The 13560-nt window shown below is 35.6% G+C and carries 17 protein-coding genes and 1 other annotated feature; of the genes, 8 read left to right on the forward strand and 9 right to left on the reverse strand.

What is annotated here, in order from left to right:
• Positions 1-66: 66 nt before the first annotated feature.
• The 3 genes from AC4D4A_RS03050 to AC4D4A_RS03060 all read right to left on the reverse strand — a co-directional run bounded on the left by AC4D4A_RS03050 (position 67) and on the right by AC4D4A_RS03060 (position 2709).
• Positions 67-1176 (reverse strand): metallophosphoesterase, encoded by a 1110-nt coding sequence (locus AC4D4A_RS03050; RefSeq protein ID WP_490994758.1) that lies wholly within the window; start codon positions 1174-1176, stop codon positions 67-69.
• Positions 1177-1623: 447 nt separating this feature from the next.
• The gene (locus AC4D4A_RS03055; protein ID WP_490994532.1) at positions 1624-2154 is read right to left on the reverse strand and encodes a hypothetical protein; all 531 of its coding nucleotides are present in this window, start codon (positions 2152-2154) and stop codon (positions 1624-1626) included.
• 390 nt (positions 2155-2544) lie between these two features.
• The gene (locus AC4D4A_RS03060) at positions 2545-2709 is read right to left on the reverse strand and encodes a hypothetical protein (protein WP_490994533.1); all 165 of its coding nucleotides are present in this window, start codon (positions 2707-2709) and stop codon (positions 2545-2547) included.
• Between the two features lie 249 nt (positions 2710-2958).
• Between AC4D4A_RS03060 and AC4D4A_RS03065 the strand changes: the two genes are divergently transcribed.
• Both AC4D4A_RS03065 and AC4D4A_RS03070 read left to right on the forward strand, forming a co-directional pair.
• Entirely contained in the window at positions 2959-3345 is a 387-nt protein-coding gene (locus AC4D4A_RS03065) for a hypothetical protein (protein ID WP_490994534.1), read from the forward strand.
• A gap of 117 nt (positions 3346-3462) precedes the next feature.
• Positions 3463-3711, forward strand: a complete 249-nt coding sequence (locus AC4D4A_RS03070; RefSeq protein ID WP_490994535.1) for a hypothetical protein — start codon at positions 3463-3465, stop codon at positions 3709-3711.
• A gap of 88 nt (positions 3712-3799) precedes the next feature.
• On the opposite strand, the gene metG is transcribed toward AC4D4A_RS03070, so the two are convergent.
• Together metG and AC4D4A_RS03080 are read right to left on the reverse strand one after the other, a co-directional pair.
• The gene (gene metG, locus AC4D4A_RS03075; protein ID WP_490994536.1) at positions 3800-5437 is read right to left on the reverse strand and encodes a methionine--tRNA ligase; all 1638 of its coding nucleotides are present in this window, start codon (positions 5435-5437) and stop codon (positions 3800-3802) included.
• 60 nt (positions 5438-5497) lie between these two features.
• Positions 5498-5763, reverse strand: a binding site (T-box leader).
• Positions 5764-5907: 144 nt separating this feature from the next.
• Entirely contained in the window at positions 5908-6210 is a 303-nt protein-coding gene (locus AC4D4A_RS03080) for a MerR family transcriptional regulator (protein WP_490994537.1), read from the reverse strand.
• A 226-nt stretch (positions 6211-6436) separates the two neighbouring features.
• On the opposite strand from AC4D4A_RS03080, the gene AC4D4A_RS03085 reads away from it, so the two are divergent.
• The 4 genes from AC4D4A_RS03085 (at position 6437) to AC4D4A_RS03100 (ending at position 9959) form a co-directional block, all read left to right on the forward strand.
• A complete protein-coding gene (locus AC4D4A_RS03085) occupies positions 6437-6766 on the forward strand; it encodes a MerR family transcriptional regulator (protein WP_490994538.1) in 330 nt (109 codons plus the stop codon).
• A 146-nt stretch (positions 6767-6912) separates the two neighbouring features.
• Positions 6913-8187: an ammonium transporter gene (locus AC4D4A_RS03090; protein WP_490994539.1), complete on the forward strand. Its 1275-nt coding sequence runs from the start codon at positions 6913-6915 to the stop codon at positions 8185-8187.
• A gap of 58 nt (positions 8188-8245) precedes the next feature.
• Positions 8246-9238: a DUF294 nucleotidyltransferase-like domain-containing protein gene (locus AC4D4A_RS03095; RefSeq protein WP_490994540.1), complete on the forward strand. Its 993-nt coding sequence runs from the start codon at positions 8246-8248 to the stop codon at positions 9236-9238.
• A complete protein-coding gene (locus AC4D4A_RS03100; protein ID WP_490994541.1) occupies positions 9225-9959 on the forward strand; it encodes an exonuclease domain-containing protein in 735 nt (244 codons plus the stop codon). The genes AC4D4A_RS03095 and AC4D4A_RS03100 overlap by 14 nt, the downstream gene beginning before the upstream one ends.
• Positions 9960-10072: 113 nt before the next feature.
• Here the strand turns inward: AC4D4A_RS03100 and AC4D4A_RS03105 are convergent, their stop codons facing one another.
• From AC4D4A_RS03105 to AC4D4A_RS03115, 3 genes are all read right to left on the reverse strand, one after another.
• A complete protein-coding gene (locus AC4D4A_RS03105) occupies positions 10073-10339 on the reverse strand; it encodes an NINE protein (protein ID WP_490994542.1) in 267 nt (88 codons plus the stop codon).
• Positions 10340-10575: 236 nt separating this feature from the next.
• Positions 10576-10767: a YkvA family protein gene (locus tag AC4D4A_RS03110; protein ID WP_490994543.1), complete on the reverse strand. Its 192-nt coding sequence runs from the start codon at positions 10765-10767 to the stop codon at positions 10576-10578.
• 15 nt (positions 10768-10782) lie between these two features.
• Complete coding sequence (locus AC4D4A_RS03115; protein ID WP_490994544.1) at positions 10783-11445, reverse strand: hypothetical protein; 663 nt, start codon at positions 11443-11445, stop codon at positions 10783-10785.
• A gap of 154 nt (positions 11446-11599) precedes the next feature.
• Here AC4D4A_RS03115 and AC4D4A_RS03120 point away from each other — a divergent pair, with 154 nt between their 5' ends.
• Positions 11600-12082 carry a glutathione peroxidase gene (locus AC4D4A_RS03120; RefSeq protein WP_490994545.1) on the forward strand — a complete coding sequence of 161 codons (483 nt, stop codon included), beginning with the start codon at positions 11600-11602 and terminating at the stop codon, positions 12080-12082.
• A 6-nt stretch (positions 12083-12088) separates the two neighbouring features.
• Positions 12089-12520, forward strand: a complete 432-nt coding sequence (locus tag AC4D4A_RS03125; protein ID WP_490994546.1) for a MarR family winged helix-turn-helix transcriptional regulator — start codon at positions 12089-12091, stop codon at positions 12518-12520.
• 47 nt (positions 12521-12567) lie between these two features.
• Here AC4D4A_RS03125 and AC4D4A_RS03130 read toward each other — a convergent pair whose 3' ends face one another.
• Positions 12568-13527: a YsnF/AvaK domain-containing protein gene (locus AC4D4A_RS03130; protein ID WP_490994547.1), complete on the reverse strand. Its 960-nt coding sequence runs from the start codon at positions 13525-13527 to the stop codon at positions 12568-12570.
• Positions 13528-13560 lie beyond the last annotated feature (33 nt).

Genomic DNA, 13560 nt, shown 5'->3' on the forward strand with positions numbered 1-13560 from the left:
CAAATTGCTGCCATAAAAATAAGATCTCATGTTTTAATGAGATCTGCGGAAAAATTCAGTACATTATCAGTATGTCTCCATAAGAACCTCTTTTGGTATCCAGCCTACCATTCCATCTTTTTTTATTAAGGTATACGCACCACAATTATTATCCAATATAGAGACTATATCTCCTTTGTTGACGTTTAATTGAGCACAGGAGACGTCCGTTCTAACTTTATAGCCTCCATCTTCATGCTGCTTTATATATTCATTTTTGATATAAATCCTTTTGTCGGTTTGATGCTGTCTGCAAAGTGTGAAATGCTCCCCTTCTTCTATTATAGATATTCCAAATAAAGGATATGATATCGAGCCTGTCATTTTGGGATCAGCCTTGATCTTATAATCTTTTTTAATCTCACATTTTGTGAAACGGTCTACATATGTGTAGGAATACTCATTTCCGAGCGGCCTTTTATTGATAATTATAGCGTTTAATTGACCAGTTTCCTTAATAACAATTCCCCCATCAATTGCAATTATTTTCTTATCAAAATCCATAATCGGATTATAGGATGGGATTTCAGCTGGATAATTGATTACTGGCCAATGTCCGACAACAACCAATTTATTTGCTTGATGAGCTTCATCTAGGAAAGATGGCATTCTAAGAGCATTTTCTCTGCTAGTCATTTTCCAATCTTGAATGGAATCTAAACCGGCGTGTACAAAGATAAAATCTTCGGTTTCTATTGCTGTCGGTAAATCATTAAGCCAATTAAACTCTGGTGAAAAATTCTCCATAATAATCTCGTTTAATTCAGATATATTGCGAATGGTATCCATATTAACTCCTAGGTGTTTTAGACAATCATTCAGCAATGTATACCTTCTTTTGGATATGTAATTAAGTAACCAAGGGTCTTCTTCTAATAAGTTTTCTACTAAAGTATCACAGTTGCCTTCTAGTACATGTACCTTAGGGTTTTCTTCTGATAACTCCATAATATATTTTACAACAGCAAGACTGTTAGATCCTTTTTCACAAAGATCTCCATTAATGATTAAATAATCTTCCCTGTTGTAATTCACTTTTTGCAATAAGCTTTTTAATAAATCTATTTCCCCGTGTATATCTGAAATAACAACCACTCTTGCATAATCAGGTAATGATACGGACTTTATTTTGTCTATGATAAACCACTCCATCCCTTAATTGCGTGTGTTCAGCCTGCTCCCGCTCCACTTTAATTAAACCTTCTTTATTATTCAATAAAAAATAAAAAATTCCTTCTTTCTACATAAAAAGACAATAAGGATGCAATCAATTATTGGCTATATGATAGAGTATCACCTCGATATAGGAGGAAGTGTTTTGAGCGAACGATTGCTAATGTAGGTATAATACCGTAATAACTTAGTTATTGATTCTTTTTCTCTAGACTTTACTAAATAGTTCAATAAACTTTATTACGGCATTTCGCTAAATCTGCAATAATTTCACCAATAAAAAAACTGCCCATAAAGTATGATTCACTACTTTAAAAGACAGATTAATCTAGTATATGAAACTATATTTTCTATACAAATCACATGAACTGAATAACTAGCTGCAGCCATGACGGACTTTTGAATTGACCGTTAATTAATCATAGATTTATATAAATCCTCTAAACGGATTAACATCGTTTCAATTTTATGTTCATCATTTAAATTGGCTTGACCCGTTACGATTTGATCTTTTGATACTTCAGTGCCTGCTTTTTGGAGCTGTATTTCTAATGAGAAATCATACACGCTATCTTTTTCATCTACCTTTTCATAGTCAATGGTTTTAATTTGCAATTTGTAATCATTTTTTAGTGGATCTATCATAACGGTTGAACCGTAGCGATTAACGAATTCAGTATATGATGTTTCATTCGCAAAATAATCTTTAAATAGCTTTTCTTCATATTCCCGTAAAGCTGCAAGTTTCTCTTCGCTTTCTTGATCCACTATTTGTTTCAATTCATCACTTGGACCTGTAAGACTATTCTGTAATACAGCTTCAATGGTCTGAATATTTTTATCTTGTGTTTTCGCTTCCTTTTCTTCGGTACAACCCACTAACATTAATAGAAGTAAAGTTAATAAAACAGTTGCTAAGACATTACTCAGTCGTTTTTCCACATAAATCTCCCCCTTTTATGCATAAACTAATGTTACCTTTTAAAATACTTGTTTACAGGCGAACAACCTATAACTGATTATATCTCTAAATGTATTTATTTACCAATTACATCGAGGGTGTTTCCCTTCTTTCGTTAGGTTTTTTCAAGCATCAAATCAAGGAACTTCTTTATGTAGAAAGGTATCGGCACGTGTTTTAACAACACCGCATAAATGTATGGGGTGTTGTTAATTTGTATGCATATATTTAATGTTGATGTGTTAATTATATGTGTAAATTCAATAAAACATTGATTTAACTCCCTAATTAATTCGTTATTTGTTGTTTTCTCCCCATTAACCGAACCCGGTTATTTCTTTCTACGTCTCTTAACAATCTTAGATGGAGATTCACAAATGCTCTGTATTAATCCGATTCTTTTCATAAGGCTCGACTGGAGGAACTTCATATTCTAATTCGATATCAAATGAGGAATCCTGTAGCGTGGATTCTATTGAATCCATTTCTTCCTTTTGTTTTCTTTCCATTTCTGTTTTACTATTTTTCTTATCCATATTTATACCTCCTATATTTTATGTACATATAGGTTTACCAGGTAACCCTTTATATATGCCTAATAGCATGCTCCTTTAATCTCCCGCTCCTATTAGGCATAATCATTTATAATTAAATAAGTTTAAAAATTTGCAGCATTCGGATCTATCTTGATACAGCTTTTTATTTTAGTTCTCTTCTATTCAAAGGACATATTCTCTTCTCTACCAAAATAACCTATAGTAAACAGGTTAATTTGGAGGGATCATATGAATAATACTCTTATCACTGCTGATATGATTACGAGATTTAATGAGCTCAGCAAGAAGAAAAAAGAGATAGAAATGGAAATGGAAAAACTCAAGGAAGTTTTTCATACGTATTTTGACCATCATGTAGGAGTAAATAATAAAGGTGAATTAATCGACAATGGCATAAAGCTTCAAAGGCAGATTCGTAAATACGAAAAATACAGTACTGTACCAACTGTATATAAATTAGAAGAACTAAATATGAATGAATTAATTAAAACGGTGAAAATCCCTGATGAAGAAAAAATGAATGCTGCTATTAAGCTTGGCTTCCTTAAAGAAGAGGATTTTGAAAGCTGCAAGCTGATCACTTACTCCAAGGCTATTTCAGTAAAAGAAGTATAACAAGCATATATTAAGTAAAATGTACGTTAGAAAGGTTAACAAGATTAGAGACAGATTAATTTGATTCCTCTACACTTATATTAAACTTATGTTAATAAGGTGGAAGGATGATACAGTATGAGAATAGAGAATGAAAGGCAACTGGCTGAAATGATTATCCAATTGGATTTATTACGTGATCAGCTCTATGAAGAGTTACAGAATAATTTTGGATCAAGAAGCCAGGATTTTCTACGTACTGTGCAAAATAGTTCATTACAGCATGATATATCCATGCATTATACAGTTGAAGATAGGCGCGGTATATCCCTTGCTTTATTGGAGATTATGTTCATTACTGCAAAACAAAAAAAGCAGATAGGATAAAATATAATTTTGACCAAGGTAATCCGTTATAGATCATAGATGTATTCTGTATGGTAAGGGCATAGGTAATCCGCTATGCCCTTTTTGTTTATGATAAACTTTGCTGCTGTAACCGCTCCAATTCTTCCTCAATTTTAACTGGGTCGATTCGTTCAAATAAAGGTTTTACGTTCGATAAATATTTAGAAGGAACAAAAAACGGTTTCCACTCAGTTACGTGTATGTTTAACATCCCCTTGATTTTTTCACTTGAAAAAGGAAGAAACGGAGTAAGGATTTGAGCTAAGTTCGCAATTAAATAAATGCATACACTTATAGTTTGCTCGCATGATCCTGGATTTTCTTTAATTTTTATCCAAGGCTTTTGTTCATCAAAGTATTTATTTGAGTATCTGACTAGTTCAAATGCTTTTTCCAGTCCATGTTTAAATGAAGCCTTTTCAATACAAAGACCAACTTCCTTATATAAATGATTAACCCTCTCCTGTATAAGCAAAGGAATGTCTGAATGAGGAATTGCACCATCGAATGATTTTTCAATAAATTTTAAAGTCCGATTGACTAAATTCCCATATGCCCCTAATAACTCACTATTATGGCTATAAATGAACTCCTTCCATGAAAAATCGGCATCTCTGCTTTCAGGTGCGTTGATTGTAAGGAAGTAACGTATAGAATCTGGGTCATACCTTTCCAGCATGTCAGGAACCCAAACAGCCCAATTTTTGCTTGTCGATAATTTTTTCTTTTCTAATGTTAAATACTCGTTTGAAACAATATGCGTAGGCAGTGGCTCTACCCCCAGACCAGCAAGAATTCCTGGCCAAATAATTGAATGAAATGGGATATTGTCTTTCCCATGAACGTAATAAGATTTCGTGGATGTATGCCAAAATGCCGAATCATCCCTATTCGTTTCCTTCGCCCAAAGTTTACTTGCTGTATAGTAACCAGATACAGCCTCTATCCAGACATAAATTTTCTTATCCTCATATCCGGCAACTGGTACACTTACCCCAATGGGCAAATCCCTCGAAACCGCTCGATCCTGCAGCCCCTCCTTTAAATACCGTTTCGAAATGGCAATCGCATTTTCTCGCCAACGTTTTTCAACCCCCGCTTCTTCAATTAAGTTTTGTAAAACTGTTTGGAATGAACTTAGTGAAAAGTAAAAATGCTCGGTAAGTCTAACAGTCGGTTCGTTATCGCAAATTTTACATTTCCTTTCGATTAAATCCATTGGGTCTAATATAGTTGAACAGTGATCACACTGGTCTCCGCGAGAGGGCTTTCGACATACAGGGCAAATCCCTTCAACATAACGGTCAGGCAAAAATTGCTCACAATGCTCACAATAGGACTGTTCGATTTCTTTTATATATATTAATTCTTTTGCGAGTAACTTTAAGAAGATTTCTTGTACAAGCTTGTGGTGATGATTGGTATCCGTTCGTGTATAAAGATCATAGGAGAAGCCTAATTTTGAAAAGCAATCCTCGAATTCTTTATGATACCGGTTTGCAATCATATTCGGATTAACACCTTCCTGTTTAGCTCTTACCGTAATCGGTGTCCCATTACAATCACTGCCTGATACATATAAAACCTTTTCTCCTTTAAGGCGAAAATATCTAGCCAAAATATCGCCGGGCAATAAACTTGAAACATGCCCTAAATGTAATGAGCCGTTAGCATACGCCCATGCCCCTCCAATAAAAATACTCATAAACTTCCCCCCTGATCTACTATTTTAAAAAAACAAAAAACCTCGCCTTAACAGTTAAATGTTAAGGGCGAGGTTTAATTCCACGCGGTACCACCTTAATTTGCAAATCGTTCACACGAGTTGCCTCTGCAAGTACGGAGTATGGTTACTCTTATACTGTGACATGGATAACGAGTGCCAAATCTCGTCGTAGCCTACTGGTAACAAGTACGTTCAGTACGAAGCTCAGAGTCCATTGTTCAAATGTTTGTTTTTGCTTCTTTTCAGCTACCGAAGCTCTCTGTATAAAATCCAGAACATTTTACTTTTCTCTTCATCGCTTTTAGAAAATAATTACAATTATCTTATTCATTATTGCTAATAAAGTCAATAGTAAATTAATACTTTCCTGATAGTAGTCGCAACAATTAATACACAAATATCTAGTAGTCTTTATATTTAAAACAAATGTTGTTTATATGATATTCCATCTATTTATCTGAGTTCCGAAAACGAAAATGAGCATTTAATTGTCCCTTAATCATTTCATCCCGAATTTTTCTGCGTTGCATATCATTTCTTATTTCTGCTGTTTGTACACCTTCCTCCATCTTTTCTGCTATCTTCATTAAGGTTTCCACATCTTGAAATGAGTATTTTCGAATACCTTTATTTGATCTTTCAGGAAAAATCAAACCCCGTTCTTCGTAATAACGAATTTTCCGTTGGGAGATACCTGTTAGCTCGCTAACAATGCCTATAGATATAACCTTCTTATCCTTATATGAAGACATCGCTCCCTCACCCCCTAAACAAGCTATATAGATCGCTATATAGATGATTATTACTTGTTTGCAGTGAATCTCAAGGTGTTTGGGAGATGTTCTGACATATATTTTTTACAGCTTCATAAATTATAAATAATTTTTAGTAATGATTTTTGAATTTTCAATATATTTAATTCCATCTATGTGAGATAATATCACAAGGTACATTTTACTATATTTAGGAGGATTGCGGATGAGCCAGGAGACTACATATAAAGATAAAAAAGTCATAACAATCGGTGTTGTTAAGGAATTAACCGGGTTATCGGAAAGGCAAATCCGTTATTACGAAGAACGTAAACTCATTTTTCCTGCCAGAAACAATGGTGGGAGTCGGAAATACTCTTTTACAGACATTGAACTATTAATGGATATAGCTGAAAAAATTGAAGATGGTATACAGACCTATGAGATCAGGCAAGAAATGCTCAGGGAAAAGAAAAAAGAAGATGCGGCTAAAACGCATAAAAAAATGATCCAAGGTCAATTAAATGCTCAATTTGGTGTACAAAAATACAACTAGCTCACGGTTTATTCCCATACTGTAAATAAACTTCCACTCCTTTCCAAAAACCACGTTAGGTTTCCTTACATGGTTGTAGAATTTCCATCCTTGATGATGCGACAATACAGACAGTAAAGGAAAACTTATTAGGAAGGTGTGGAATTATGGATACGATTTTTTTAATGAATAGCCTTTGGGTGATGGTGGGAGCGGTGTTAGTCATCCTGATGATTGGTGGCTTCATCCTGCTGGAGACTGGATCCACTCGAATGAAAAATGCTGGTCACATCGCAGGTAAAACGATTCTTACATTTGGTATCTCTTCTATAGTCTTTTGGGCTGTGGGCTTTGGATTCATATTTGGGGATGGAGCTGGTCTAAGTCAATTCATTGGTTTATCTGACTTCTTCTATTCTGGCTACGATCTAGAAAGTGTTGGTTTATCTGGAGCTGTCTTTTTCTTATTCCAAACAGCCTTCGCCGGAATATCAATAACCATTGCATTTGGTGGATTTGCAGAACGAGCGAAAATGGGTGTATATGTACTCTTCGCCATTTTATTCTCTGCCCTTGTTTACCCACCTATCGCTCACTGGATTTGGGGCGGTGGCTGGTTAGCGGATCATGGAAAACAGGATTTTGCCGGTTCCACTGTTGTTCATTTAACGGGTGCAATGGCGGCTTTGGCAGCTACGATCCTTTTAAAACCGCGTATCGGTAAATTTAATAAAGATGGCTCAGCTAATAACTTATATGGACATAACCAAGTTTACACAGCTTTAAGTGTTTTATTGCTTTGGGTTGGCTGGTTCGGATTCAATGCCGGCAGTACGGTAGCAGTGGATGCAGGATTCTTTGGATTTGTTGCAGTTAATACGAATCTTGCCGCGGCTGCCGGAACGATAGCTGCGATGATTATTTCTTGGATTGTCATGGGGAAAGCAGATGTATCCATGATGTTAAATGGAGCATTAGCCGGTCTGGTTGCCATTACGGCATCCTGTGCATTCGTTGAAGCATGGGCATCCGTAGTCATTGGATTTGTTGCTGGAATCCTAGTATTTTATAGTATCCGTTTCTTTGAAGCTCGAAAAATTGATGATCCAATCTATGCTCTTTCCGTTCATGGAGCTGCTGGGATATGGGGCACCTTATCCACTGGCTTTTTTGCTACAAAAGAGCTGGCCACTGTCGGAAAAGCTGGTTTATTTTACGGCGGCGGCTTTAGCCAATTAGGTGTTCAAGCTTTGGGTGTCGTTGTATGCGGAGCATTTGCTTTTCTTGTATCCTATATTCTTTTGTTAGGTATGAAAAAAGTAATGGGCGGCCTTCGAGTTACGGAAGAAGAAGAAATTATGGGATTGGATATGAGTGAGCATGGCGCATATGGTTATCCTGAATTACTTAAAAATGAAACAACTGATAAATCTATCGTGTAAATGGTATCCCCTGAACTGTGCTTAGTTCAGGGGATCATTTCCATTAAGGAGCGTCTGAATGGAAACCGAAAATCAGGACTATTCAAAAATATTGGCTTATCGAGTGCAGCAATTTAATTCAATAATCTTAAGCCCTGATGAACTGAATTTGCTGCATGACGAGATTATAAGGCAGACCATCACTATAGCTTTTAACAAGACAGTCCAAATCTCTGGCCCTCCTCCCTCCCCTTTTTGCTTTTTTGTTATGGGAAGTGCCGGTCGAAAAGAACAAGGCATCTGGAGCGATCAGGACCATGGGATCATTTTTGAACACAACCATCCAGAAGTGCGAAATTATTTCTTATCGCTGGGGAAAGAAATATCCGAGGGGTTAATGCAAGTTGGATATAGCCTTTGTGAAGGTAAAGTGATGGCAAGTAATCCTTTCTGGTGCAGATCATACAATCAGTGGATACAACAATTAGATGATTGGATAGATGATGCTTCATGGGAATCTATCCGTTATTTGCTTACTTTTATGGATAGTCGAGCATTTCTGGGCGAGGAAAGGTTTATACGGCAATTAAAAAAGTATTCTTATCAACTAATTGATGAAAAACATTTATTAACTCGTATCCTGGATAATACAATGCATATAAAAAAAACGATTGGTGTATTCGGACAGTTACTTTTAGAAACTCACGGCCCATATTCTGGCTGTTTAAATATAAAGGAATCTGCTATATACCCATATGTGAATGCCGGAAGAATTCTCGCAATCAAAGAAAAATTAAATGCAACCACCACTATCGATAGGCTTAAAGGTGTACCGGATTCTGTGCTACCAAAACAAAATCGAGAAAAATATGCTAATCAGTTTGCCAAACTACAAACATATCGGCTGGTCTATGGAATTCATACAGACTATGAATCCGGACATTACTTGGCTGTGAATAAGCTATCGAAAGTAGAAAAGAAAAATGTTAAGGAAATAATCAAGAATGGGATTCAACTGACTGAATATGTGAAAAAGCTTGCAGCAAAGGATGATAAAAATGGGAATGAATGATTTTATCGAATTTTTCAGAGGAATGGGCGGTAAGATCAGTTCGAACGTACTCGCCGGTGTACAGGGGCAAGCCTCTCCGCAAAACATCTCTTTTTTGCGGCAGCTAGAAAAAGAAGCGCGTAAAAAAGACGATCTAAGCTGTCCTCTTGATCAGCTTGATGTGGTGGTGTTTGACATTGAAACAACAGGATTTTTCCCTGACAAGGGTGATCAGATGATCTCTATAGGTGCTGTGAAAATGCACGGAAGTGAAATATTAACTGAAGAACGCTTCTATTCACTGATTAAGACGGACATTCCTTTATCTTCTGAAATTACTTCCCTAACGAATATTACAGATGAAGAACTTCAAGCCGCTCCTGACAGTTCAGATGTCCTGATGAATTTCTTTAAATTTGTCTCTACTAAAAGTCTGGTTGCCCATCATTCTCAGCATGAGCAAAGCTTTATGCACAAGCTCACCTGGGATGTGACACGGACAAAATTCCAGCATAGAATCCTTGATACTTCATTCTTAACACAACTATTTAATCCCGTCAGCAACTCAAATGCCTTAGAAGATCTATGCACTGGATGTGGGATAGAAATCAAAAATAGACATCACGCATTGGGCGATGCCTTTATGACGGCTCACTTATGGAGCTATTATCTATCGAAAGCCCAGGAAGCAGGATTTAAAAATCTTAGTGAAATATATAATCATATAGCCAGGTATAGATAAGGAACATATTCCTTTTATTGTTCCATTAAAATTATTAAATAGATAACTCAAGTGTTATAAAACTACAAAGAGGGGGTTCTTAACCCCCTCTTGCACTAAATAAGACAATAATTTCAAACCCCATATTTACCACGGTCGTAGTAATACTGTCTATCAATCATACCTTTCAATCTAAACAGATCAATCCATAGAATGATAGAAAATGTACACATCACCGCAAACCAATACCAAAAGAAATAATGGATGCGTTCCTGTATATACATTCTATGAGCTCCGATGCTTCCGAGAAGAAACCATAATAATAATGCGATTCCAAATGATTTTCTTTGTGCTCTCAAAATAAGTCCTTCTTTCTCTGTATTAAGTATAAATTCTAGCATTGCAAAGTCCTTCGCACATCATTATGAAAGAAGCGAATAACTATGTCTACCTGCTAAATTTAACAATTATACATAATACTTGAAGAAGTGACCCTGTGTAAAAGTACTAATCTAATAATAACCCGTTCTCTACGTTAAATAGCTTATCAATAAGTTTTCAACTTAGATTTAATAGTTTTATCCGATTTGTTCGAACACTAAATACGGACATTCCATATCACATATTCCTCAATTAGTTACTGATTAATAGCTTTTTTTGATTTTTTAAGATCTTCATAGATTGTCTTAAAAACAAAGCCTGCAACGGCTAAATCATCTACTTGGCCGAAACCGATGATAAAGTCAGGTATCACATCTGTAGGTAATACTAAATATAATCCGGCTGCAGCGATAGCAAACTTTGATTTCTTTGATAATTTTTTCAGCATAGGATTACCTCCATTTTATTTTTGGCGTTTATTTAAACCGAGTTCACGGACGATCGGTTTTACCAGTGTATCCAAAGGATTAATAATCTCAAGACCTGTTTGTTTAGCACCATCATACATAGATAGTTGACCAACTGATAGGATATCTTGAGATTTTTGACGATATAACGTAATATATTCCGCTATTCTTTCGTTATATTGTTCGGTCTTCCCCTTCATCATTAAATCGAATGTACCTTCTATAACATGAACATTAATAGGTAATGTCTTACCCTTTATAGCAGCATATTGATGAAGTCGGTCCATCGTTCCCTTTACAGTTCCTGGATTCGAAAAGAATATAGTCTGTGGTTCAGTAACCCCGCAGATTGCCTCGAAAAAAGGCTCGTCTATTTTAAATATGGGTAGTTTGGATGTTACATGTTCTTCCTGTAACAGAGCAATATAATTTGTACATGTCAGAAGAATCCCATCTACCTGACAGCTCTCCATCCAATTTATTTGTTCTGCAATTTTCATTCCAGCTTGTTCTTTTTGAAAAGATAAATCATGAGTTAAACGACTCATTAAACCTGGATCCACAAAGTGTACAAGGTCTACCTCATAGGGTGAGAATGCCTCGTCAATATAATGAATATTTGAATGATGTGCATGCATACACGCCAATCGTTTTCCCAAAATCATTCACCTCTATTAAGTTTATAATAGTTTACCAGCTATACTTTTCCCTGTCTATTTCCTTCTATTACCTTATACGTAAGGCTTTAAATTTGGTTTCGAAATACCATATATTGTATAATTATATCGTACACGATATAAAAGGAGGAATATGATGAAAAGTGTTTACGATTTTGAAGTAAAAAAGACAAATGGCAAAATGCAGTCTTTGAAAGATTATGAAGGAAAGCCTCTCCTTATCGTTAATACAGCCAGTAAATGTGGGCTGGCGCCTCAATTTAAAGGACTTCAGGAGTTATACGAGAAATTTAACAGCCAAGGGTTTGAAGTATTAGGTTTCCCATGCGACCAATTTAATAGTCAGGAATATGATGATATTAATAAAACGACCGAGTTTTGCCAAATAAACTATGGTGTTACATTCCCGATTTTTGCGAAAATTGATGTAAATGGTGATCATGCTGACCCGCTTTTTCAGTATTTAACGACTGAACAGAAAGGTCTCCTTAGCAAAAAAATTAAATGGAACTTCACTAAATTTTTAATTGATAAAAAAGGTCAGGTTATCGAGCGTTATGCTCCAACCACCGCTCCCGAAAAAATTACGAAAGATATCATGGAAGAATTGGAAAAGTGATAGGTTATGGAGAAGGAAGTTACATTAAATAAACAGTTATGCTTCGCTTTATACGAAACTACCAATGAATTTACGAGGCTATATTCTAATGTTTTAAAGCCATTTGGCTTAACATATCCTCAATACTTAGTATTATTGAGCTTATGGGAGCAAGATCAAGTTCCAATGAAAAAGCTTGGACAAAAGCTGAATATGGGAACTGGGACGTTAAATCCCATTATTTCAAGGATGCAGCATAGCGGATGGCTGATAAAAGAACGATCTAAGACGGACGAACGCATGATGCTGATCTCTCTGCAAGAAAAAGCATATAAGCAAAAAAATAATATCATTGATTGCATTAAATCAAAAATTGAGGAATGTGGATTAGACATCGAGGAGTATCAAGCATTGATGGAATATGTAAATAAACTCAATGCCAAGTTAAAAAGTCTTTAATATAAAAAAAAGCTGCCTCTAATGAGACAGCTTTTTCTATATTAATCTTAAAGATTATCCGTATCAATCGTATTTTTTTGATATGGCTTTGTAGTTAAACGGTCTGTATCTTCATCTGTTAACGATGAATCCTGTACAGAAGCACCTTCCATACGAGTAGTTGTATTATGATCATTTACAAATGGATTACCATCCTTGTCAACATGAACATCTTCTTTTTTAACGGTATCTTGAACCGTTTTGGTATCTGTAACTTTTTCTTTACCGATGACAATCTCATCAGTCACAACTGGTTTTTTAGTCACTTCAATTCTTTCCTCTGTCACAGGGATACGGATTTCTTCATTGTCAGTGATAGCTCCCAATTGATCTGCTGTATCTTGATCTGTTACTTTACGGCGTTCAATATAAACTTCTTCATGGTCCACTGGTACTTCAACTTCTTTTTGTCTTTCCGTTACTTCTTTATTAACAATTACTTCTCCGGTTTTCACTTCATTTTTATCAACGTTTAAACGTTCTTCGCGAAGTTTAATTCTTCTTTCTTCGTCAGTTAATGTATCATCATTCGCCAAACGATCAGTTGTATTAAGAGCGGCAGAAGCATTTGCTCCTACATTCACATCTTCAGTACGATCCATGCCCATTGTATCTCCAAGCTGTGCATCCTGATCAACAAGAACTAAAATTTTTCCGTTGTTCACTTCTTCTGCATAACGTGCGCTTTCTTCAGAAGTAAAACCATAGTCCGTTCTCATTGTTTCTTCAACTGGATTATTGGTATCCAGTGTAAAGAATTTTGCAACTTTATCCATAAAGGAATCTTCATCATTTGATACTGTTTTAACATCTTTATCTATCATGTAATTTCCCATTAAATCCAATCTGTTTGCATTATCTGCGACGACAGTAATATCAGAACCATCATACCCTTTTGCTTTCAAACTATTAATAGCCTGTACGACTTCTGCACTTTGTGTATAAACTCCATATACTGTTTTATTCATGTTAAATTCCTCCTAGCATTTTTTGTTCGAATG

The organism is Pradoshia sp. Z5_111, from assembly GCF_058267535.1.

What these genes read in the sequence shown, in the direction of transcription:
- AC4D4A_RS03100 (WP_490994541.1), top strand. Translation starts at nt 9,225, where the DNA reads ATGGGAATGAATGATTTTATCGAATTTTTCAGAGGAATGGGCGGTAAG.
- metG (WP_490994536.1), bottom strand. Translation starts at nt 5,437, where the DNA reads ATGAGTATTTTTATTGGAGGGGCATGGGCGTATGCTAACGGCTCATTA.
- AC4D4A_RS03080 (WP_490994537.1), bottom strand. Translation starts at nt 6,210, where the DNA reads ATGTCTTCATATAAGGATAAGAAGGTTATATCTATAGGCATTGTTAGC.
- AC4D4A_RS03105 (WP_490994542.1), bottom strand. Translation starts at nt 10,339, where the DNA reads ATGCTAGAATTTATACTTAATACAGAGAAAGAAGGACTTATTTTGAGA.
- AC4D4A_RS03070 (WP_490994535.1), top strand. Translation starts at nt 3,463, where the DNA reads ATGAGAATAGAGAATGAAAGGCAACTGGCTGAAATGATTATCCAATTG.
- AC4D4A_RS03110 (WP_490994543.1), bottom strand. Translation starts at nt 10,767, where the DNA reads ATGCTGAAAAAATTATCAAAGAAATCAAAGTTTGCTATCGCTGCAGCC.
- AC4D4A_RS03095 (WP_490994540.1), top strand. Translation starts at nt 8,246, where the DNA reads ATGGAAACCGAAAATCAGGACTATTCAAAAATATTGGCTTATCGAGTG.
- AC4D4A_RS03120 (WP_490994545.1), top strand. Translation starts at nt 11,600, where the DNA reads ATGAAAAGTGTTTACGATTTTGAAGTAAAAAAGACAAATGGCAAAATG.
- AC4D4A_RS03065 (WP_490994534.1), top strand. Translation starts at nt 2,959, where the DNA reads ATGAATAATACTCTTATCACTGCTGATATGATTACGAGATTTAATGAG.
- AC4D4A_RS03090 (WP_490994539.1), top strand. Translation starts at nt 6,913, where the DNA reads ATGGATACGATTTTTTTAATGAATAGCCTTTGGGTGATGGTGGGAGCG.
- AC4D4A_RS03085 (WP_490994538.1), top strand. Translation starts at nt 6,437, where the DNA reads ATGAGCCAGGAGACTACATATAAAGATAAAAAAGTCATAACAATCGGT.
- AC4D4A_RS03130 (WP_490994547.1), bottom strand. Translation starts at nt 13,527, where the DNA reads ATGAATAAAACAGTATATGGAGTTTATACACAAAGTGCAGAAGTCGTA.
- AC4D4A_RS03125 (WP_490994546.1), top strand. Translation starts at nt 12,089, where the DNA reads ATGGAGAAGGAAGTTACATTAAATAAACAGTTATGCTTCGCTTTATAC.
- AC4D4A_RS03060 (WP_490994533.1), bottom strand. Translation starts at nt 2,709, where the DNA reads ATGGATAAGAAAAATAGTAAAACAGAAATGGAAAGAAAACAAAAGGAA.